This is a genomic window from Bacillus sp. FSL L8-0199 (assembly GCF_038005705.1).
In the GTDB taxonomy this organism is placed as follows: domain Bacteria; phylum Bacillota; class Bacilli; order Bacillales; family Bacillaceae_G; genus Bacillus_A; species Bacillus_A cereus.
The window spans coordinates 2,753,833-2,774,997 of record NZ_JBBOTS010000001.1 but is presented as its reverse complement, the minus strand read 5'-3'; the positions used below and the strand labels follow the sequence as shown (position 1 = coordinate 2,774,997).

Genomic DNA, 21,165 nt, shown 5'->3' with positions numbered 1-21,165 from the left:
TGTTTTCCTTTCTTCATTTAAGTTTTACGTATATAATTTAAAAGTACTATTTTTATTTTATTATTTTATATTTATAACAGAATAGAGGTTTAAAAATGAGTGTTAAAATCATTACGGATAGTGCGGCGGATTTACCAGTAGAATTGCTGCAAGCATATGATATTGATTTAATCCCACTCCGTGTATATGATGAAGCAGAAACAGAGTATTTAGATGGAGTAACATTAGAGTCAGTTACATTATTGCAAAAAATGAGAGAAGGCGCTGTTTATAGAACGTCATTGCCTTCGCTTGAAACTTTCCAAGAAAAATTTGTTTCTTATGCAAAAGAAGGTAATCCTTGTATATATTTAGCTTTTTCATCTGAACTGTCTGGTACATATCAATCATCAGTTGTCATTAAAGAGGAAGTAAAAGAAACATATGCAGATTTAGATTTAGAAATTATTGATACAAAATGCGCCTCGCTTGGTCAAGGTCTTGTCGTTTTAGAAGCTGCTAAAATGGCAAAAGACGGCGCATCAAAAGAAGATATTTTAAACCGTGTCGCTTTTCTAATGAACCATATGGAGCACATCTTCACTGTAGCTGACTTACAGTACCTTGTTAGAGGTGGACGTTTAAGTAAAGTAGCTGGTTTTATCGGTGGTTTACTAAACATTAAGCCTATCTTAAACGTGGAAGAAGGAAAACTTGTACCACTTGAAAAGGTAAGAGGGAAAAAGAAAGTATTAAGCCGAATTGTTGATATTATGGAAGAACGTGGTAAAGACCTTAAAGGTCAAACAATCGGTATGACTCATGGTGATGACTTAGAAACAGCGGAAGCATTAAAATCATTAATTACGGAAAGATTCGGTTGTGAAGTATTTATCGTAAATACAATTGGTGCAGCAATCGGAGCACATACAGGACCTGGCGTTATAACGTTATTTTTCTTAAATGAAGTAGAGTAAAGGATTGATCATTTGATCAATCCTTTTTTCTTTAATCTGTGATTACCGGTCGATATGGTATTGGTGAAGATAAAATCTTTGAAGTTTTCCTATATGAATTGCTCTCTTGTAGAGGGAGTATTTTTTATATGTGGAATGATACTTAATGGTAGAAGAAAAGAGTATAAATAAGAATGTATTTGTAGGAATTTAAATATTTGAAGATATCAAAATTTTGCCATTTCATATATAATTGTGTGGGGAGAAATATCTGTAACTATTTGTAAAAATAGGGGGTGGCTATAAAAATGCAAGAAATTGCTAGATGGGATTTAAATCGATTGTATTCGAATGAGGATATTCTATTTCCGATTTTGGAGTTGAAAGAGCAATATTTTGTAACAAAAGATGTAGAGGTTCTTTCAAAGCTAATACAAGCTATTGAAAAAGCAGAATACTATTTGTACTGTAGATCAGTTGAAGAAAGTGTACCATCTGACCTTACTAAATTGACCGTGAAAGTGAAGGAACTAAAAAATGAATTACAGCAAGTAATAAAACATAATGAAGTGGAAACTTCAGATAATACTAAGTTAATAAAAGATGAGCTTAATGCGTGGGAAAATATGTACATACAATTACGGGATAGGATAGAAATAGAGCGCAATAATAGACAATTATCCTTTGGACAAGCAAATACTATTGCAATGAATAGTGATAATGAAAAGGAAAGATTAGAAGTATTCGAGTTACTTACAAGTACTTTACATAAGGATAAAGAAATTTTTGCTACTGTATTAAATCAAATAGGGAGATTGCGTAATGCAAAGAGTAATGAAATAGAAGATAGAGAGATTTTAACACAATCTTTTCATGCGAATGGCATTTCAGAAACTGTATTATTCCAAATGTGGAATGCGACAGAAGAAAACCTTGATAAATTAGTAAGTGCTTTAAACGTGTATAAGAAAGGAAAAGCTTCAATTACATGGCATGAACTTATGACGGTAAAGGAAAGTAATGAGGTCATGATTCCTTTTTCAGTAGCAATACAAAACGTTTATGATGCATGTAAGAATATTGATGAAGAATTAGCAGAATTTGCACGTAATGCGATAGAAAGTGGTTGGGTAGATGCTGAACCGAGAGAGAATAAACCACCAGGTGGGTTTTGTGCTCCATTTTTCAGTGAGAAAGAATCGCGAATTTCCATTCGTTATGATGGGAGTATAGATAGTGTAAGAGTGCTCGCTCATGAATTAGGACATGCTTGGCATTTTTATAATATGAGTTTTGAACAATCTACATCTTTTTTAGATGATTACTTGCCAATGAGTACGGCTGAATCAGCATCTATTTTCTTTGAAACGGTACTCTTAAATTATCTAATTGAAACAACGGATAGTAAAGATATGAAAAAGTCATTACTTAGCTGGAAAATAAGAAATAGTTTTAATTATGTAATGGCAATACGAGCATCGTATCAGTTTGAAAAAACATTTTATGAAAAATGTAAAGAGGGTCCTTTAAGTGCTGATGAAATTGAGAAATTATCTATAATTGCACAAAAAGAAGCTTATGGAAAAGCTTTAAGTGAATACCAGCCGTTTGTATGGATGAAATATATTCAATTTTATATAGCAGATGTTCCTTTTTACAATTATCCATACACATTTGGATATTTAGTAAGTTTTAGCTTATTAGAAATAGCTCAAGAAGGTAAAAGTACTTTTCATTCGAAATATAAAGAGTTCTTACGAGAAACAGGAAAGGCTCCAGTAGAGGAGCTTATGAAAAAACATTTTGAAATAGATATAAGAAATTATGAATTTTGGAATAAAGCTTTTATTCAAATTTCTAAAGACATTGATAAATATTTGCAGCTTATGTAAGGGGAGAGTACAGTGGATCAGCAGTTTATAAAAGGTATACCTTTTTCAACTTTAGAATATGCAAAAGCTATAAGTTTATTAAAAGGTTGGCTACATGAACAACAAGAGAAACCCAGGTTTGTAGTAACTGCAAATCCTGAAATTGTTATGTCTGCAAAGGAAAATACGGAAAAATCAAAGGAGTTTAAAAAGATGTTACTATCTGCGGATTTAATAACAGCGGATGGGATTGGTGTCATAATTGGCTCGAAAATATTAAAAGGAACTTTGAAAGAACGTGTTACTGGGGCGGATTTAACTCACGATTTAATAAAATATTGTAACGACAATGAATATCGTGTCTTTCTTTTTGGAGCTGCGCCAGAAAGTAATAAAAAGGCATTAGAAAAATTAAATGAGCAGTTCCCAGGAGCACAATTTAAAGGACAGCATGGATTTGTAAATGGTGAAGAAATAGAAGAAATAAAAATGAAAATTAAGCAGTTCAAGCCGCATTTACTACTCGTAGGACTAGGCTCACCAAAACAAGAAGAGTTCATCTATGAAAACATACAAACATTAAACGTTCCGCTATCTATTGGTATCGGAGGTATGATTGATATAATATCTGGTACTGTAAAAAGAGCACCAAAAATAATGAGGGATACTGGAACTGAATGGCTGTATAGGTTACTCTCACAGCCGAAAAGATTAAAGCGACAACTTGTACTTCCGAAATTTTTATTATCGGTTATGTCTGAGAGGATTAAAGGGATTAATTAATAAAGGGGGCTACATACATGAACAGAATCGGCATTATCGGAGCAATGCAAATTGAAATAGATTTACTTTTAAAAAAGCTAGTAATACAAGAAGAACAGAGAATTGCGGGAATGCCATTTTATATTGGAGAATTCATGGGAACAGAAGTAATTATTACACGTTCTGGTGTAGGGAAAGTAAATGCTGCTGCATGTGTGCAAACATTAATTCATAAATTTAATGTAGACTCTATCATCAATACGGGCGTTGCTGGTGGATTACATCCAGGTGTAAAAGTTGGCGATTTAGTTATTTCAACTAACGTTACCCATCATGATGTAAGTAAAAATCAAATGAAAAAATTATTCCCGTTTCAAGAGGAGTTTATTGCAAGTAAGGAATTGATAGAGTTAGCACGTAAAGCATGTAACAGTAATAGTTCAAATATTCAAGCTCACGAAGGAAGAATTGTAAGTGGTGAATGTTTTGTTGAAGATTCAAAGTTAAAGGCAAAATTAATAGATGAATATGCACCTCATTGTACAGAAATGGAAGGGGCAGCAATTGGACATGTCGCCTACATAAATGATATACCGTTTCTTGTTATACGATGTATTTCTGACAGCGCAGATGATGAAGCTCAAGTTTCTTATGATGACTTCGCGAAAACTGCTGCGAATTATTGCTCAGAAATTATTATTGAGATGCTTAAAAATATATCTGGTAAAACTATAGTCCAAAAGGAGAGATAGGAATGTTACAAGCATTAATTTTTGATATGGATGGAACATTATTTCAAACAGATAAAATTTTAGAATTATCGTTAGATGATACTTTTGATCACTTAAGATCACTTCAATTATGGGATACGGTAACACCGATTGAAAAATACCGTGAAATTATGGGTGTGCCGCTACCGAAAGTTTGGGAAGCTTTATTACCGGACCATTCTATTGAAATAAGAGAACAAACAGATGCATATTTTTTAGATAGATTAATTGAAAACATAAAAAGCGGAAAAGGCGCTTTATATCCAAATGTAAAAGAAATATTTACATATATAAAAGAAAATAATTGTTCAATTTACATTGCTAGTAATGGTTTGAAAGAATATTTACGAGCAATCGTAACGTATTATGCTTTAGACAAGTGGGTGACAGAAACGTTTAGTATTGAACAAATACAATCGCTAAATAAAGGTGACTTAGTTAAAAGTATTATGAACAAATATGATATAAAAGAGGCAGCGGTAGTTGGTGACCGGCTATCTGATATAAATGCAGCGAAAGACAACGGTTTACTTGCAATTGGGTGCAATTTTGATTTTGCGCAAGAAGATGAACTTGCTCACGCTGATATAGTAATAGATGATTTAATAGAGTTAAAGCGGATACTGCCTGCTGTACAGAGATAAATAAAGTGTGTGCATTTTTTCCAAGTCCTATATGTCTTATTTTATGGAGGGAGTATGCTTAAAAATAATTTTAAAATTAGTAATATTCCTGCGGTTTTGTGGGGAGAGAAGAGTGAAAAAGTTTTTATTGCAGTACATGGAAATATGTCAAATAAGGAAGATGCAGTTATTCAAATATTAGCTGAAGAAGCCAATCGAAAAGGTTATCAAGTATTAAGCTTTGATTTACCTGAGCATGGAGAGAGAAAAAATGATAACACTCCTTGTAAAGTACAGTTTTGTGTTAATGAATTATCTATAATTATGAACTACGGAAAAGTACATTGGAAAGAAATAAACGTATTTGCATGTAGTATGGGAGCGTATTTTAGCCTTTTAGCTTATCAAAATGATGTGCTAGAAAAGGCATTATTTTTATCACCAGTAGTTAATATGGAACGAATTATTGAAAATATGATGAAATGCTTTAATGTAACACCGGAGCTTTTGCAAAAAGAAATGACTATAGAGACACCTATTGGTCAAAAGTTATATTGGGATTATTTATGCTATGTAAAAGAGCATCCTATTAGTACATGGAATACAGATACATATATTATGTACGGAGCTAAGGATGAACTGTGTGAACTTGAAACTATTAACTATTTTACAAAAAAACATCGTTGTGAATTAGAAGTTATGGAGACGGGTGAACATTACTTTCATACCGAAGAACAGTTAAAGATATTTGAACAGTGGTTACACAAACATATCGATTAACAAATTATAATTTATCTTGAACCTGTTAGAGAAGAATGAGGAATATATAAACTGATAGTATATTTGAGAGAAATTATAAATGGTGAATGTATACACTTAAACAAACAGATGCTTTAGTTCAATAAGAATTAAACAACTTTAAAGAGCCTTACGACACACTAGATTGTAACAAGGCTCTTATATTTTCATAATAAAATTAATCGACTGTATTATCGATTTACATATGAAGTGAAGTATATGCATACTATGAATTAAATAAAGTAATAAGCATAAAAATGCTCAGAATAAATGGTTCTCGAGCATTTTTATGTATTTTCGTACTTAGGGGGAATGGACTTGAAAGATATACATATTCAACAAATAGAAAATTTAATGGAATATGAATTCAGTCATCTCGTTCAAGACAGTGAAGAAGAGGGCTTTAATTTCCTTATAAGGCTAATAAATGAATATAAAAACAAAATAAATGTATTCAATAAAACTGGAGAATGTTTATATGGTATTTTCCAAGGGGATATGTTAGTCGGAGTTGGAGGTTTAAATAAAGATTCGTACATAAAAGACAATAGGATTGGGCGGTTAAGGAGATTTTATATTTTAAGGGATTATCGGCGTATAGGGTTAGGGAACTTATTATTAAACCAGCTATTAGGTCATGCGGAAAAGTATTTTGAAGTGATTGTTTTACATACTGACACGAAGCAAGGGGATGTGTTTTATACTGCAAATGGATTTGTGAAAGGGGGATTATATAAGGGATCAAGTCACTACAAAGTATTATAGAGATTGCTATCCAAACAATAGCTACGGAAAGGTATTTTCGTTGATAAATCGATATATCTTAAAAAATCGCTGATATATATGAAGGTGCGACCCTTATATTAGAAACAACTTTTATAATTTCATTTACCAAATTGTTATTATAAAAAAGAGCACCTTAGCTTTTAAAATTTAGCTTATAAGGTGACTCCTTTTCAGTCAATTACGTTTTAACCTTCATTTGTTTCAATAATAATCCTGGTTTACCTTTTACATAATAAAAATGCGGATTATTTTCATCATCATAAAGCATAATATAAGGCTTTTCTTTTAGTGGGAGTAGTATAAGTACTTCGTCTATTGTAGTGTGTAACCATTGATTAGTAATAGAAACCGGCTTAGATAAAGGGATTTTTATCATATAGCCATCTTTTGGAACGACATTTAAGTTTTTAAATGGACCAGTAATTGATTTAGCGTATTGAACTGCTTCTTTTTGGATTACTGGATCTAAAGATTGTTTTTGAATGACCATTTCTTTTTGACAATCAAATACTTCAATTTGTTGATTTGTATTTGCGAACGCATTTGTTGATAATAGAAATAGAAGAAGAGAAATGACCCCGATTTTTTTTATCATAGTACAACACCTCACCATTACTATCCCCTCAAAAGCTTTAAATATTTTTCTGTCACATTCATGTAACAAAGATGTTGTATGATACAATTGGTTTTTGTTTAAAAGCAATGGAGGAAAAAATATGAAAGTTTTAATTGCAGATGACGAACAAGATATGTTAAGGATTTTAAAAGCTTATTTTGAAAAAGAAGGCTTTGAAGTATTATTAGCGAAAGACGGAGAGGAAGCACTTCAAATATTTTATGATGAAAAAATTGATTTAGCTATTTTGGATTGGATGATGCCGAAACATAGTGGTATTACTGTCTGTCAGGAAATAAAAAAGAATTCAAGCGTAAAAGTATTAATGCTTACGGCGAAAAGTGAAAGTGAAGATGAATTAGCAGCGCTTCAAAGTGGGGCAGATGAGTACGTAAAAAAACCATTTCATCCAGGAGTACTAATTACACGAGCGAAAAAACTTATTCAGCATGATGATATTATTCAAGTACAAGATGTAAAGATAAATTTCGCCAAAAATAAAGTATATAAAAATGATATAGAGTTAGAAATTACAAAAACAGAGCTCGAATTAATAAAATGCTTTTTAAATCATAAAGGAACTATTTTAACTCGTAAAAAATTGTTAGACATTGTATGGGGATTTGACTATTTTGGAGAAGAGAGAACGGTTGATACACATGTAAGAAGGCTGCGTAAAAAAATTGGAGAAAATATTATTAAGACGCATCGTGGGCTGGGTTATAGTTTGGAGGAACAAAGTGAATAAACTTGGGAAAAAGCTATTTCTCAGCATTTCTTTAACCGTTATTCTTATATTTACAATTTCTTTATTATTAATTAACTTTCTCCTGCCGAAATATAATATTTATAAAACACGTGAAAACTTAAATGAATTTACAACTCAAATACAAAATGCGCCAGTCAATGATTTAGAAGATGTTATTCATACAATTGAAAGTGAAAATAATGTTACAATTGCGTATACGCCAATTAATCAGTCAGAAGATGCTATGAACGACGCGTTACGCATGCAACTTACGAAAAAGAAAGTAACGTTAAATAAGCTTTGGATTACGAAAGACGAAGTTATGAAAGTGAAGACGGAAGGGCAATCGAATAAACTGTACGATCAAGGAAAGGTAAAAGCGAGTTTTTTTGCTAAATATATTGCGAAAGATGATACGATAATTTTAATTGGGACTTCCATTGCGAATTCAAATGAAATTATAAATACGTTAAATACATTTTACTTATATATCCTATGTTTCTCGCTCCTTCTTATTATTTTACTTGTGTGGATACTTTCAAAAATAATAACGACACCACTGAAAGAGTTAAGTGATGTGGCTCAGGATATTTCACATTTGCAGTTTAAAAGAACGAAAGTGAAAACGAATGATGAAATAGGAGAGTTGGCCAATAGTATTAATATCATGAGTGAAAAACTACATGAAGCACATCAAGACTTAACTGATCGTAATGAACATTTAAAACGATTTATGGGTGATGTAACGCATGAATTAAAGACACCGATCGCATTAGTAAAAGCATACTCTATGGGGATTAAAGATGGATTAGATGATGGGACTTATGTAGATACAATTATTAAACAAACAGATCAAATATCAAACTTAATTGAAGAACTATTACGATTTTCTAAACTAGAAAGAGATATTTTACAAAAAGAAGAATTCCCCATTGAACCACTGGTCCAGAGTATATTAGATAAGCATCAGATTGAACTGGATTCGAAAGAAATTAACTTGCAAGTAAATTGTAATGCGGGCGATACAATCGTTTATGCAGATTTAAATAAAATGAGAATGGTGTTTCAAAATTTAATTTCTAATGCGATAAAATATACAGCAAATCAAAACATAATAATTACATTAGAAGATAGAAATAAAAGTATATATTTCCAAATAAAAAATGGCATTCCTACGGATAAAATTAAGGATATCGAGAAAATTTGGGAGCCTTTTTATGTACTAGAATCTTCTCGTAGTAAAGAAAAATCAGGTACAGGATTAGGTCTAGCGATAGTGAAAAGTATTTTAGAAAGGCATGGTTTTGAATATGGAGTTTCCTCTATAGATAGAGAAATTCAATTTTATATAAATGTGAAAAAGGACTAATGAAAATATTAGTCCTTTTTGCAGCTTTAGAGATTAGCGATACAGGATGAATCACCATAATTTTCAAAATTGATGTATTAAATGGAGAATTAGCAAATGTTCTACTTTCATTAAATTCACGTGAAGTTCACAGGAAAACGTTATATTTACATAGTTATATTTGAATTTAATGAAGTGAGGTATTCAGATTTGAAAAGAAAGAAATTAGTAATTGGTAGCATTTTAATGGGTATGACGTTATCTTTATCTGCATGTGGTTCATCAGATAATATTGTAACGACAAAATCAGGAAGCATTTCAGAAAGTGATTTTAACAAAAAATTAAAAGAAAACTACGGTAAACAGAATTTATCTGAAATGGTAGTAGAAAAAGTATTAAATGATAAATATAAAGTTACGGATGAAGAGGTAACGAAACAACTAAAAGAATTAAAAGACAAGATGGGCGATAATTTTAATACATATATGGAATCTAATGGTGTGAAAAATGAAGATCAGTTGAAAGAGAAATTAAAGCTTACTTTTGCTTTTGAAAAAGCTATTAAAGCAACCGTAACGGAAAAAGATATTAAAGATCATTATAAGCCAAAGCTTCAAGTTAGCCATATTTTAGTAAAAGATGAAAAGACAGCAAAAGAAATTAAAGAAAAATTAAATAGTGGCGAAGATTTCGCGACATTGGCTAAACAATATTCAGAGGATCCAGGTTCTAAAGAAAAAGGTGGGGAACTATCTGAATTTGGACCTGGTATGATGGTGAAAGAATTTGAGGATGCTGCGTATAAGTTAGAAGTTGGTCAATTGAGTGAACCTGTTAAATCTTCTTTCGGATATCATATTATTAAGCTAACGGATAAAAAAGAGCTTAAACCGTATGAGGAAGAGAAAGAGAATATTCGTAAAGAATTAGAACAGCAACGTATACAAGATCCTCAATTCCATCAACAAGTTACTAGAGAACTGCTTAAAAATGCAGATGTAAAGGTATCTGATAAAGACTTGAAAGATACCTTTAAAGAGTTAGAAAAATAATAAATGGAATGTAAGGCAAGCGATAGAAATATCGGTTGTCTTTTTCTCTATTTATCCCGCTATTTGCCGGGCAGTAAGACCCCACCTCAAAATTCAGCGAAAGCAAAGAAGTGGCCCTGCTGCTCGTAAACGCCCAATTGGTGAGGGCTGATTAAAGTTTTACTTTATAAAGAAGGAGGAAGCGGGAAAATACTTTCATACCTGCATTAAATTTTACTTAATAAGAAATCTTTGAGTTTCTCAACTTTTATATAAAAATAAAACTGAATTTTCAGTTATTTTGTTATATAGTAAAAGAGAACGAATAAGGGGAGGGAACATTTTGAGTAAAAAGAAAATGGCAATTACACTGTCAGCAATGCTATCTGCAACAATTATACCTAGCTTTACTATGAATGTGCATGCAGAGAAGAAGGAAGAGATTAAAAATACGAAAATTGAATTAGAAAATGGGATGACAAAGCCGATTTATTCTCTCGATGAAGCTATTATCGAAAATTTATATGTAGAGACAGAAGTTGATAGTGATCGAGACGGTAAGAAAGATAGAGTATCGATAAAAGTTATGCGTCCAAAGACAGATCCGAATGTGAAAGTTCCTGTTATTTATGAAATGAGTCCATATCGATCTGGATTAAAAGCTGTTCCTGTATATAATGTAGATGAAGAATTATATGCGTATGAAGGAAAACCGTATGGAGCGGTTAATCTTGGTTCGTATGGGAACTATTACGTGCCAAGAGGTTATGCAGTTATTCTAGGCGAAAGTATCGGTACTGGAAAATCAGATGGATGCCCTACAACTGGAGATGAACAAGAGATACTCGGGACAAAATCTGTTATTGATTGGGTAAACGGTCGCGCGAAAGCATTTACAGAACAGGGTGAGGAAGTTCAGGCAAATTGGTCTACAGGAAATGTAGGTATGACTGGAGTTTCCTATAATGGTACTTTACCAAATGCTGTTGCGACTACTGGAGTCGAAGGTTTAAAAACAATTATTCCAATCGCAGCAATTAGTAGTTGGTATGATTATTATCGTGCAAATGGTGCAGTCATTGCTCCAGGCGGATATCAAGGAGAAGATACAGATAATATGGCAGAAGCAGTACTGACAAGGGAAAATCCTGAAGTTTGCGGACAAGTTATAAAAGAATTAACGGCTGGACAAGACCGAAAAACAGGTAATTATAATGATTTTTGGGATAAACGTAACTATGTAAAAGATGCTAAAAATGTAAAAGCGAGTGTATTTGTTGTTCATGGTTTAAACGATTGGAATGTTAAGACGAAACAGTTCGCGCAATGGTGGGAAGCACTTGCGGAAAATAATGTTCCTCGTAAAATGTGGCTACACCAAGGTGGTCATGGTGGGACATCAAGTAATAACTGGCAGCAAACACAAAATAAATGGTTAGATTATTGGTTGTACGGAATTGAAAATGGAATTATGGATGAACCAATGGTTGATGTGCAACGAGAAAATAAAACGTGGCAAAAGATAAAAAATTGGCCAGATCCAGCGGCTGTACCTTCAAAAATCCGTATGTATTTAAGTAATAAATCAGTCAATTTACCATTAAGTATGGGAGCGGCTAATAAAGTTTTCTCAGTCTTAGATGATGCACAAATGAAATCAAACCAATTAGTAGCAAACCCAGAATTAGAAGTAGCAAATCGATTAGTATATACAATGCCTGTACTGCAAAAAGATACGCGTATAAGTGGTACACCAAAGATTTCAATTACAGGAAATATTGATCGATCTGTATCAAATTTAACAGCATTACTTGTTGACTATGGAGGAGCGAAGCCGGAAATCGTAACGAGAGGCTGGATGGATCCACAAAACTTAAAGAGTATAGAAAATTCAACAGCGATTCAACCGGGCAAAGATTATACATTTACATGGGACATGCAGCCAGATGATTATGTATTTAAAGTGGGGCATCAAATCGGAGTTGTTTTAATTGCAAGTGATTATGATTATACAATTAGACCGAAAGCTGGCACGAAACTTACAGTGAAATTAAGTGAAGTGACATTGCCGATTGTGAAATAAATATTTTTTCTAAAGAACTTACTAAAGTAAGCTCTTTAATTTGTAGTCTGAATTTTTAATTTTTATATTTCAAATTGGAAGGTTATGTAATACAATATCATTATATTCTATGGAAAGTGAGTGATATATTATGACAGTCAGCTCTTTCGAAATATCATTAAAATTAGAGGTACAGGAAGATTAGTTGAATTGAAATCTTCCGTACGTAAAAACGGAGGAGAAAATAAATGTTTAGCTTTTATAGTACACTTTGTACGGAACTGTATGATTACACAAAACCAGTCGGTTATTCTTTAAATGGTGATATTGAGTATTACAAAGAACGTTTAAAAGATTGTAGAGGAAGAATCCTCGAAGCTGCAGTAGGTTCAGGGCGTGTCATCATTCCGCTTCTAGAGGCTGGTTTTAAAGTGGATGGGATAGATTATTCACCTGAAATGCTAGATTCTTGCCGTAAGCGCTGTAAAGAGAGAGGCTTACATCCTAATTTATATGAAGGAAGCTTGCAACAATTTTCACTTCCGCATAAATATGACGCAATTATCATTCCTACTGGATCTTTTTGTTTAATTGAAAATCGTGTGGATTCTATAAATGCATTGAAATGTTTTTATGAACATCTTAATCCAGATGGACGATTAATCGTAGATATTATGCTTCCGCATGACTGGAAGACTGGGGAAATTCATACATCGACTTTCTCTTTGCCGAGTGGAGACGGAATCACATTAGAAAATAAATCAATTGAAATAGATTGGCTGAACCAAGTTACTGTATCATATTTGAAATATGAAAAGTGGAGTAAAGGACAGTTAGTACAAACAGAACTACAACGCTTTGCGGTACGTTGGTGTGGAATAGAAGAGTTTAAACTTCTGTTAGAAAGTATAGGTTTCTCTAACATTACTTGCTCTGCTGAATATGATTATGAAAAAGAACCGTCAAATGCAAATCAAATGATTACTTTTGAAGCTATGCGAAAAGAATAGAACTAAAACTATGAATAAAAAATAAGGCAATCGATTTAAAATCGGCTGCCTTATTTTTAATTTTATGTAATGGTTTATAGAGAAAGATTGGAGGGAAATAAATGAAACTTATATTAATATTTGGCCCACAAGCAGTTGGAAAAATGACAGTGGGGCAAGAATTAGCAACATTAACCGGTTTAAAACTTTTTCATAACCACATGACAATTGATTTAGTAAGTCCAATTTTTGATTACAGTACGAAAGAAGCAAAAAGACTAGTAAGTTTATTTCGTAATGAAATATTTGAAGAAGTATCTAAAAGTGATTTATCTGGAATGATTTTTACGTATATATGGGCATTTGACCTCCAAGCGGATTGGAATTATATACATCATGTAGAAAGTATTTTTGAATCAAAAGGTGGGACAGTGTATTTTGTAGAGCTGGAAGCGGAATTAGATGAAAGATTAGAACGAAATAAAAGCCCGAATAGATTAGAACATAAACCGAAAAAAAGAGATATTGAGTGGTCTGAAAATAATTTGAAAGAAACGATGAAAAAGCATAGATTAAACTCTCTTCATGGTGAAATTGAAAAAGAAGAGTATATAAAAATTAATAACACGTATTTGAGTGCAAAAGAAGTAGCGGAAATGATTAAAGAGAAGTTTCAATTGTGAAATTTTTGAAGTCTATTTCGTTTTCGTTGTCCAAGCATTCTCCTACTAATTACACATACTATTTATGTTAAAGTCGGCTACTATTTTATATAGGGCTGTTATTTTCCTATAAATGCTATTTTAGTGAAGTGGGAGGAATCAATTTGGAAAACGTAGAACAAGATAGAATTGAAAATCAAGTGTATTCAAATCGTGTAGTAAGATCAGAATTTGATTCGAATTGGGAAACTTGTATATCAAAGAGTGGTTATGTAATTTATGTAGCAACAAGTAATAATGCTGAAGTAATAGTGCTTCTTGCAGATGGTTCAAGTAAATTATTAATTTTCGAAAAAGGCGGTAAAGTAGTAGTAGGTGGCGGTGAAACAAGTCATTACAGTAAGCCGCATATTGCAAGAAATATTTAAGATAGAACATGTTAATTAAGAAGAAGCTGGAAAACGGTTGTCATTCATGTTTAGGGCATGATAGACGAACCGTTTTTATTTGTTTATAAATTTAGAAGAACTTCATTGATTACAAATACATCGGGATGACCAGCAAAATTAGAAGAAAACTTGGCGGGTAATGGTACAAAATATTATGTAGGTTTGCAAAAATGTTATAAGCGATATAAAAAAGCATTTCCTATTTGGGTAAACACTACTTCTATGTTATAGTATAATAGTGTTTTTAGATGGTGCTATTTTAATATATTTATAATTTTGTTATGTATTATTTTTATATTAAATAAGCGTCTAAAGTATTTTTTTATATAAGGAGTAATAATTAGAGAAATGAAAAATATAGACTTTATACTAGAAAGTGATGAGGCATTAAAACCGTCTGAACGATTAGTACTATTATTATTAGAGAAGCATAGAATGTTATATACGAACGATCTATTGGCATTATCAAATTTATCATATAAAACATTAACAGATTCATTAACGGCGCTAGTTTTAAAATCGTATGTGTTAAAGGAAACAGGTAAGGGAAGAAGACAGAATTGCTATAGATTAGTATGATAAGGCAGCTGTTTTAGAAACTTTTACATATGTTTTTTTCAATCGTAAGGTGAAATTGTATTTTTGTTTCAAACGAAAAACTTACTATAAGAGGGGCTAAGATAGTAGCGTTTCATTTTTGTAAATGTAATTATTTCATCATTGAAAATACAAAAATAAAATAAACCGCATAAAACAGAAATAAAAAAACAATCCATTTTAAAAATGGATTGTTTTTTTATTGGAATAATATTATTTGATATGTTGAAAGCATAAATAGCAGAATAAACATTACCTGTTTTAGTTCATGCAACTGAACAAATATGATGAAAACTATGTGTATAGTTTTTTGCTTGCTTTTTCAGTAACTCTAATGAAATCATGGTCTTCATTGTTTAAAGGTAGTATTTTTAACATTATTGCTATTCAGCATTAAGCACAAAAAGTAATATATATAATATTATTATGTAAACTTAAGATTTTAAAAGGAAAATATAATAATTAATAGAACATGTAGAAGGAGATGCTTAAATATTTTGAAGGATGGGAGATTATTATGGAGCATTTACAATCAATAGCACAAGCTGTTATAAGTGGTAATAAGGAAAAAGTAGTGAAGTTTATAAAGGCGAGTCCAAGTATTGTTAACGAATGTAGTGAAGATGGCTGGACACCACTTCATTTAGCAGCTTATTTTGGACAGAAAGAAATAGCGAGTTTTCTTTTAGAAAGCGGTGCAGATATACATAGTAGAGCGAAAAACGAAAATGAAAATACAACTTTGCAAGCGGCAATTGCGAACAAGCAAAGTGAACTTGTCGCTTTCTTAATTGAAAAAGGATCAGATGTAAATATTATGCAAAGTGGTGGCTGGACAGGACTCCACGAAGCAGCATTATTATGAAATGAAGAAATAATTATGTTGCTCCTTAAAAATGGAGCTAATAAGATGATTAAGAAAAATGATGGGAAAACAGCGTATGATATTGCATTAGAAAAAGGATATAATCACCTTTTACATCATTTGAAACAGGAAGTGAACTTATGATGAATAAATGGAGTGTTGGTATATTTTTATTTAATGAAGTAGAAGTGTTAGACTTTGCAGGGCCATTTGAAGTTTTTTCTGTAACTGAGGTGAATGAAGAAAAAACATTTACTGTTTATACAGTTAGCGAGAATGGGGAAATGATTACAGCAAGGAATGGATTGAAGGTACAGCCAGATTATAGTATTGAAAATTTACCACCAGTGGATATTTTAATAATTCCAGGTGGGCTAGGTGCTAGAAAATATGAAATAAAAAATGAAATAGTAATAAAATGGATTCGCCAACAAATGAAAGAAGTAAAGCTGATGACTTCAGTTTGTACAGGAGCGCTATTACTGGCGAAAGCAGGTTTACTGGAAGGTTTAAAAGCAACAACACATTGGGCTAGTATTGAAAAGTTTAAAAATGAGTTTCAAAATGTTGAAGTTATAGAAAATGTAAAGTTTGTAGATGAAGGACATATTATAACATCTGCCGGAATTTCAGCTGGAATTAATATGGCATTTCATATTGTGAAAAACTTGTTAGGTGTGTATGTTGCGGAGGACACAGCGAAGCGAATGGAGTATGATATTAGTTTGCCAATATAAAAAGCCCGGATTGGGCTTTTTATATTGAATGAATATAGTTAAGCTCTTCATCACTCAAAATAGGGCGAACAGATGCATTTGCATTTTCTTGTGCTTGTGTTCCTGTTTTTGCACCAGGAATTACAACACTTACTGCCGGATGAGAGAGTACATAGCGAAGTGCAAGTTGCCCTAGGGTTTGATTTTTATTTGAGAGCAACCGAAGTTTCTCTACGGTTTGTAAGTCTTCTTGAAACCAAGTTTCATTTGGCCAATCTTTGCGTAAATCTCCATCTGGAAAAATTGTTTTATTTGTGAATTTTCCAGTTAAAATGCCCATTTTTAATGGACCACGAATAACAGCTCCTAGATTTTTCTCTTGTAAGAATGGTAATATATCTTTTTCCGGTTTTCGATTTAATATATTGTAATCAAGTTGTACGATATCAATTTCGTTGTTGTTATTGAAATGATGAATGTATTGTAAATCATGAGTCGAAACACCGACTGCTCTTACTTTGCCATCACGTTTTAATATGTCAAATGCACGTAGAAATGCTTCTGTTTCTCTACGATTATGCCACCAAATATGACAAAAATAAAGATCAATATAATCTGTTTGAAGACGTTGTAAACTTGTTTCGAATACGGCGATGATTTTTTCGGGAGTATCATATACAGGAACTCCATTAAGGTCGTAGTGATGTCCGATTAAACCACCTTTTGTTGATAGGATAATATCATTACGATGTCCTTTAATCGCGGTAGCCACCAACTTTTCACTATGTCCTAAACCATACACATCCGCAGTATCAATAAAATTCACACCACATTCAATTGCTTTTTTTATAGCGGTTATAGATTGTTTATCGTTAACAGGTCCCCATTCATCACCACCGATTGCCCATGCGCCAAAACCTATTTCAGAAACAGTTATTCCAGTTTTACCTAATGTGCGGTAATGCATATTCCCCCTCCTTGTAAGCATGTTATAACATGGATATGTGGGGAAGGAATTTTGTGTGTGAAAAAACTCTTCTACAATAGTAGAAAAAGAATTACAGAAACTACTATTTTATAGCAGCATGTATAAAAAAAATCGGTGTAAATATGGAAATGTCGTCGAATGCTATCTTTAATTGGTTAATTTATGGGATATTTTTGTGAAGGAGTTTATTTTATAAGAATAGAATTTAGTTTAGTAAGAAAACGTGCCGATGGTAGTGAAAAATATGGGTTAGGGGGATTTGAATGAGGAAACTCGAGCGAGTAAATGTTCCTAATATACCAGAGCAATTATCACAACCTAGTGACAAGCGTAGGGTAAATAAAAAGAAGTTAAGGCGACTTATTTTAATGGTCCTTTTTATTGCGGCAACTACTCTATATGTTCAATATATTTTAACGAAACAACAAGAAGTAATTGATAAAAAGAAAGATACGATTACGGATCAAAAGAAACAATTAGTATCTTTAAAGAAAGATAAAGATTCTTTAAAGACTAACATAGAAAATTTAACAGACGATGAGGAAGAAATTTTGAAGTTAGCGAGAAAAGAGTATCAATTTTCTAAGTCAAATGAAACTATATTTGTGATGCCAAAGTAATAAAAAACAGTTAGCTATTGAACTGCACCCCCAATTGTTAGACGCCGTCTAACAATTGGGGGTGCAGTTTTTTATGTATGAATGTCATGGTACAAGGAACAATCACATATTGTAGAAATGAAGAGTTTAAGCTATTTTCATAAATATGGAATATGCACTGAAATAAATGTTGTTAAAATTCTGTCAATTATATTATAATAAAAGGTAAGCGGATACATTTTTTAATCAACGTTGAGTTCCTCGCTCATACGACTATTAAGAAACCCGTTATCCTCGTATAAGAAAGGAAGATAGCTGTGTACGCTTCAAATACAATTTATATCGTAGGGGATGCGAAAGCACCTCAAAATAATCCCATTACTGAAAAGTTTAAAAGCTATTTTGTAGCATTTATACTTGTTAAGGATACAGGGGAAATTGTAGATGCAGACTGCTCAGCGACAATTGCATTAACATCTCAATTTGTTAAATATTTATTTCTACATAAAAATATAAATGACCCGGCATTAGTAATGGAAGTAAAGAACCGATATTTCGGTTCTTCTCAAAAAGCGTTACTTGTAGCGCTAAAAGATGCACAGAAAAAATATAATCAGATTGCTGCTTTGTCTACTCAATCATAGACAAAATCCAGCCGTAAGAATCATTCTTATGGCTGGATTTTTTTATTTCACATTATCGTTCTACATCAAAAGTAAACGAAAACAAAGTAGAGTGATAGAAGAGTAAATGTCCAATGGGTTTACCTAATAATTCGTGGGTATAAATCTCCGGTGGATTAAGATTTCACTTCATTGGGGAACGAAAGGATGAACAAAATGAAAATTACAGATGTAAAAGTAAATCGTAGACGTGTAAAACTGCATACACCGTTTAAAACCGCACTTCGTACTGTAACAGAAATTGAAAGTATAGATGTTTATATTCATACAGACGAAGGAGTGATTGGTAAGGGGGCTGCAGCCGCAACGCCAGTTATTACGGGGGATTTCACCAGCGGAATAGAAGAAGCGATTTTAGGACCGATGCGTTCATGTTTAATTGGTCAAAATATCATTCAGTTTCAGCAGTTATTACAGGACATTCAAATGAGTTGTATTGGAAATTCAAGTGCGAAAGCAGCGGTAGATATCGCTTTATATGATGTATATTGCCAATATCAAAATGTGCCGTTATATGCATTGTTAGGCGGGAAGAAAAAAATTCATACCGATATTACAGTGAGTGTGGATGAACCTGTATTAATGGCAAAAGAAGCGAAGAAACATATAGAAAAAGGATTTCAAACATTAAAGATTAAAGTGGGTAAAGAGGCGCATTTAGATTTGGAACGTATTGAGGCAATTCGAAATGTGGTACCAAGAAATACGACATTACGTTTAGATGCGAATCAAGGTTGGAGTCCAAAAGAAGCGGTCTCTATCATTCAAGAGATGGAAAATCGTAATTTAAATATAGAATTTATTGAACAACCAGTACACGCGAAAGATTGGGATGGGTTAAAGTACGTCAAAGATCGTGTGCAAACGCCAATTATGGCCGATGAAAGTATATTTTCAGCAAGTGACGCATTAAAGCTCGTTCAAGGAAGATATGCAGACTTCATTAATATTAAATTAATGAAGTGTGGTGGCATACGTGAAGCATGGCGTATTGCAGATATCGCAGAAACAGCTGGTGTGAAGTGTATGGTGGGCAGCATGATGGAGTCTTCACTTTCCGTTAGTGCTGTTGCGCATTTAGCGGCAGCGCATCCTAATATTCATTATTTTGATCTTGATGCACCGCTTTGGTTAATGGAAGAGCCAGAAGGAATGACTTATTCTGGATCAAAGATAAACCTTCAATCGGCAGTGAATAGTAAGTTTTAGGAGAAGAGACTAGTAAACTATCTTTTAAGGGGGATAAATATGAAAAAAGTAGGAACTGCATTTTTAACAACTTTATTTATATTTTCATCGTTTACATCGGCAAATGCTGAAGAAAAGAAGGATAATAAAGCATTTATAGATGTATCTGCTGCAACGTTATGGACAGTACCTGATTCATTAAGGCCAATCGATACACCGAGTGCAACAAATCCAGTGGATCTATGGAAATGGACGAAATCAATGACACTTGACGAGAAACTATGGTTAACAAATGCAAATAAATTAGAAACACAAGCGTTACTCGGTCAAGAAGTAACTGTTATTGATAAGAAAGGCGAATGGGTGAAGGTATTAGTGCATGGACAGCCAACACCACGAAATGAAGAAGGTTATCCGGGCTGGATACCTGAAAAACAATTAACATATAATCAAGAATTTGCAGATAAAACAAATGAACCTTTTGTCTTAATAACCAAACCAACAGCGATTTTATATATAAACCCTTCTGAAAAACATAAATCACTTGAAGTCAGTTATAATACAAGACTGCCGCTATTAAGTGAAGACACAATTTCATACCGTGTATTGTTGCCAAATGGTCAAAAAGCATGGATACGTAAAAATGATGGAACAGTTTACCAATCTCAAACTGATATTCCAACTCCGGCGGCTGATGATTTAATTAACACAGGGAAAATGTTTTTAGGATTACCGTATATATGGGCTGGTACAAGTGGTTTTGGATTTGATTGCTCTGGCTTCACGCATACAATCTACAAATCGCACGGCATTACAATTCCGCGAGATTCTGGACCGCAATCAAGAGCAGGAGTTGCAGTTGATAAAGAAAATCTACAAAAAGGTGATTTAATTTTCTTTGCACATGATCAAGGGAAAGGTAGTGTCCATCACGTTGCAATGTATATTGGTGATGGCAATATGATTCACTCACCAAGAGCTGAAAGATCGGTAGAGATTATACCGCTAAATACACCAGGATATATAGAAGAATACGCTGGTGCTCGTCGTTACTTACCTTAAAAAGTAGAGGGGGTTT

General features: G+C 32.8%; 22 protein-coding genes and 1 pseudogene. 21 read left to right on the top strand and 2 right to left on the bottom strand.

From position 1 onward, the window contains the following. The first annotated feature begins 95 nt into the window (after positions 1–95). The 7 genes from NST86_RS14420 (at position 96) to NST86_RS14390 (ending at position 6,524) form a co-directional block, all read left to right on the top strand. A complete protein-coding gene (locus tag NST86_RS14420) occupies positions 96–956 on the top strand; it encodes a DegV family protein (RefSeq protein WP_000111646.1) in 861 nt (286 codons plus the stop codon). A gap of 287 nt (positions 957–1,243) precedes the next feature. Beyond that, positions 1,244–2,827, top strand: a complete 1,584-nt coding sequence (locus tag NST86_RS14415; protein WP_016118083.1) for a M3 family metallopeptidase — start codon at positions 1,244–1,246, stop codon at positions 2,825–2,827. Positions 2,828–2,839: 12 nt separating this feature from the next. Next, positions 2,840–3,589: a WecB/TagA/CpsF family glycosyltransferase gene (locus NST86_RS14410; protein WP_000372655.1), complete on the top strand. Its 750-nt coding sequence runs from the start codon at positions 2,840–2,842 to the stop codon at positions 3,587–3,589. A 17-nt stretch (positions 3,590–3,606) separates the two neighbouring features. Next, positions 3,607–4,320, top strand: a complete 714-nt coding sequence (locus tag NST86_RS14405; RefSeq protein WP_016118082.1) for a 5'-methylthioadenosine/adenosylhomocysteine nucleosidase — start codon at positions 3,607–3,609, stop codon at positions 4,318–4,320. A 2-nt stretch (positions 4,321–4,322) separates the two neighbouring features. Further along, positions 4,323–4,982 carry an HAD hydrolase-like protein gene (locus tag NST86_RS14400; protein WP_000938420.1) on the top strand — a complete coding sequence of 220 codons (660 nt, stop codon included), beginning with the start codon at positions 4,323–4,325 and terminating at the stop codon, positions 4,980–4,982. Between the two features lie 54 nt (positions 4,983–5,036). Then, positions 5,037–5,741 carry an alpha/beta hydrolase gene (locus NST86_RS14395; protein WP_016118081.1) on the top strand — a complete coding sequence of 235 codons (705 nt, stop codon included), beginning with the start codon at positions 5,037–5,039 and terminating at the stop codon, positions 5,739–5,741. A gap of 288 nt (positions 5,742–6,029) precedes the next feature. Continuing rightward, the gene (locus tag NST86_RS14390) at positions 6,030–6,524 is read left to right on the top strand and encodes a GNAT family N-acetyltransferase (RefSeq protein WP_137074989.1); all 495 of its coding nucleotides are present in this window, start codon (positions 6,030–6,032) and stop codon (positions 6,522–6,524) included. 199 nt (positions 6,525–6,723) lie between these two features. On the opposite strand, the gene NST86_RS14385 is transcribed toward NST86_RS14390, so the two are convergent. Beyond that, complete coding sequence (locus NST86_RS14385; protein WP_000591772.1) at positions 6,724–7,140, bottom strand: hypothetical protein; 417 nt, start codon at positions 7,138–7,140, stop codon at positions 6,724–6,726. Between the two features lie 121 nt (positions 7,141–7,261). On the opposite strand from NST86_RS14385, the gene NST86_RS14380 reads away from it, so the two are divergent. The 10 genes and pseudogenes from NST86_RS14380 (at position 7,262) to NST86_RS14335 (ending at position 16,650) form a co-directional block, all read left to right on the top strand. Further along, positions 7,262–7,909 (top strand): response regulator transcription factor, encoded by a 648-nt coding sequence (locus tag NST86_RS14380; RefSeq protein ID WP_000865979.1) that lies wholly within the window; start codon positions 7,262–7,264, stop codon positions 7,907–7,909. Then, positions 7,902–9,278: a sensor histidine kinase gene (locus NST86_RS14375; protein WP_016118080.1), complete on the top strand. Its 1,377-nt coding sequence runs from the start codon at positions 7,902–7,904 to the stop codon at positions 9,276–9,278. Before NST86_RS14380 ends, NST86_RS14375 begins: the two co-directional genes overlap by 8 nt. Positions 9,279–9,467: 189 nt before the next feature. Beyond that, positions 9,468–10,310, top strand: a complete 843-nt coding sequence (locus NST86_RS14370; protein ID WP_227593163.1) for a peptidylprolyl isomerase PrsA — start codon at positions 9,468–9,470, stop codon at positions 10,308–10,310. Between the two features lie 322 nt (positions 10,311–10,632). Further along, complete coding sequence (locus tag NST86_RS14365; RefSeq protein WP_016118078.1) at positions 10,633–12,372, top strand: Xaa-Pro dipeptidyl-peptidase; 1,740 nt, start codon at positions 10,633–10,635, stop codon at positions 12,370–12,372. A gap of 227 nt (positions 12,373–12,599) precedes the next feature. Next, complete coding sequence (locus tag NST86_RS14360; protein WP_000490908.1) at positions 12,600–13,361, top strand: class I SAM-dependent methyltransferase; 762 nt, start codon at positions 12,600–12,602, stop codon at positions 13,359–13,361. Positions 13,362–13,462: 101 nt separating this feature from the next. Continuing rightward, the gene (locus NST86_RS14355; protein WP_000767064.1) at positions 13,463–14,023 is read left to right on the top strand and encodes an AAA family ATPase; all 561 of its coding nucleotides are present in this window, start codon (positions 13,463–13,465) and stop codon (positions 14,021–14,023) included. Between the two features lie 143 nt (positions 14,024–14,166). Next, the gene (locus NST86_RS14350; protein ID WP_000432428.1) at positions 14,167–14,430 is read left to right on the top strand and encodes a hypothetical protein; all 264 of its coding nucleotides are present in this window, start codon (positions 14,167–14,169) and stop codon (positions 14,428–14,430) included. Positions 14,431–14,799: 369 nt separating this feature from the next. Further along, on the top strand, positions 14,800–15,030 hold the full coding sequence (locus NST86_RS14345) for a hypothetical protein (RefSeq protein WP_000789031.1): 231 nt from the start codon (positions 14,800–14,802) through the stop codon (positions 15,028–15,030). A gap of 535 nt (positions 15,031–15,565) precedes the next feature. Then, a pseudogene (locus tag NST86_RS14340) lies at positions 15,566–16,057 on the top strand (ankyrin repeat domain-containing protein). Then, positions 16,054–16,650, top strand: a complete 597-nt coding sequence (locus NST86_RS14335; protein ID WP_000981433.1) for a DJ-1/PfpI family protein — start codon at positions 16,054–16,056, stop codon at positions 16,648–16,650. Before NST86_RS14340 ends, NST86_RS14335 begins: the two are co-directional and overlap by 4 nt. A gap of 19 nt (positions 16,651–16,669) precedes the next feature. Here the strand turns inward: NST86_RS14335 and NST86_RS14330 are convergent, their stop codons facing one another. Then, positions 16,670–17,596, bottom strand: coding sequence for an aldo/keto reductase (locus tag NST86_RS14330; RefSeq protein ID WP_000559352.1), 927 nt, complete (start codon positions 17,594–17,596; stop codon positions 16,670–16,672). A 284-nt stretch (positions 17,597–17,880) separates the two neighbouring features. Here NST86_RS14330 and NST86_RS14325 point away from each other — a divergent pair, with 284 nt between their 5' ends. The 4 genes from NST86_RS14325 (at position 17,881) to NST86_RS14310 (ending at position 21,149) form a co-directional block, all read left to right on the top strand. After that, positions 17,881–18,237 carry an FtsB family cell division protein gene (locus NST86_RS14325; RefSeq protein WP_001228374.1) on the top strand — a complete coding sequence of 119 codons (357 nt, stop codon included), beginning with the start codon at positions 17,881–17,883 and terminating at the stop codon, positions 18,235–18,237. Positions 18,238–18,533: 296 nt separating this feature from the next. After that, positions 18,534–18,860, top strand: a complete 327-nt coding sequence (locus tag NST86_RS14320; protein ID WP_000271312.1) for a DUF3870 domain-containing protein — start codon at positions 18,534–18,536, stop codon at positions 18,858–18,860. A gap of 186 nt (positions 18,861–19,046) precedes the next feature. Next, on the top strand, positions 19,047–20,108 hold the full coding sequence (locus NST86_RS14315; RefSeq protein WP_001038455.1) for a dipeptide epimerase: 1,062 nt from the start codon (positions 19,047–19,049) through the stop codon (positions 20,106–20,108). Positions 20,109–20,147: 39 nt separating this feature from the next. Further along, positions 20,148–21,149, top strand: a complete 1,002-nt coding sequence (locus NST86_RS14310) for a C40 family peptidase (protein WP_000755427.1) — start codon at positions 20,148–20,150, stop codon at positions 21,147–21,149. The last annotated feature ends 16 nt before the right edge of the window (positions 21,150–21,165 follow it).

What these genes read in the sequence shown, in the direction of transcription:
- NST86_RS14325 (WP_001228374.1), top strand. Translation starts at nt 17,881, where the DNA reads ATGAGGAAACTCGAGCGAGTAAATGTTCCTAATATACCAGAGCAATTA.
- NST86_RS14380 (WP_000865979.1), top strand. Translation starts at nt 7,262, where the DNA reads ATGAAAGTTTTAATTGCAGATGACGAACAAGATATGTTAAGGATTTTA.
- NST86_RS14330 (WP_000559352.1), bottom strand. Translation starts at nt 17,596, where the DNA reads ATGCATTACCGCACATTAGGTAAAACTGGAATAACTGTTTCTGAAATA.
- NST86_RS14415 (WP_016118083.1), top strand. Translation starts at nt 1,244, where the DNA reads ATGCAAGAAATTGCTAGATGGGATTTAAATCGATTGTATTCGAATGAG.
- NST86_RS14405 (WP_016118082.1), top strand. Translation starts at nt 3,607, where the DNA reads ATGAACAGAATCGGCATTATCGGAGCAATGCAAATTGAAATAGATTTA.
- NST86_RS14335 (WP_000981433.1), top strand. Translation starts at nt 16,054, where the DNA reads ATGATGAATAAATGGAGTGTTGGTATATTTTTATTTAATGAAGTAGAA.
- NST86_RS14385 (WP_000591772.1), bottom strand. Translation starts at nt 7,140, where the DNA reads ATGATAAAAAAAATCGGGGTCATTTCTCTTCTTCTATTTCTATTATCA.
- NST86_RS14345 (WP_000789031.1), top strand. Translation starts at nt 14,800, where the DNA reads ATGAAAAATATAGACTTTATACTAGAAAGTGATGAGGCATTAAAACCG.
- NST86_RS14355 (WP_000767064.1), top strand. Translation starts at nt 13,463, where the DNA reads ATGAAACTTATATTAATATTTGGCCCACAAGCAGTTGGAAAAATGACA.
- NST86_RS14400 (WP_000938420.1), top strand. Translation starts at nt 4,323, where the DNA reads ATGTTACAAGCATTAATTTTTGATATGGATGGAACATTATTTCAAACA.
- NST86_RS14360 (WP_000490908.1), top strand. Translation starts at nt 12,600, where the DNA reads ATGTTTAGCTTTTATAGTACACTTTGTACGGAACTGTATGATTACACA.
- NST86_RS14315 (WP_001038455.1), top strand. Translation starts at nt 19,047, where the DNA reads ATGAACAAAATGAAAATTACAGATGTAAAAGTAAATCGTAGACGTGTA.
- NST86_RS14310 (WP_000755427.1), top strand. Translation starts at nt 20,148, where the DNA reads ATGAAAAAAGTAGGAACTGCATTTTTAACAACTTTATTTATATTTTCA.
- NST86_RS14395 (WP_016118081.1), top strand. Translation starts at nt 5,037, where the DNA reads ATGCTTAAAAATAATTTTAAAATTAGTAATATTCCTGCGGTTTTGTGG.
- NST86_RS14420 (WP_000111646.1), top strand. Translation starts at nt 96, where the DNA reads ATGAGTGTTAAAATCATTACGGATAGTGCGGCGGATTTACCAGTAGAA.
- NST86_RS14390 (WP_137074989.1), top strand. Translation starts at nt 6,030, where the DNA reads ATGGTTCTCGAGCATTTTTATGTATTTTCGTACTTAGGGGGAATGGAC.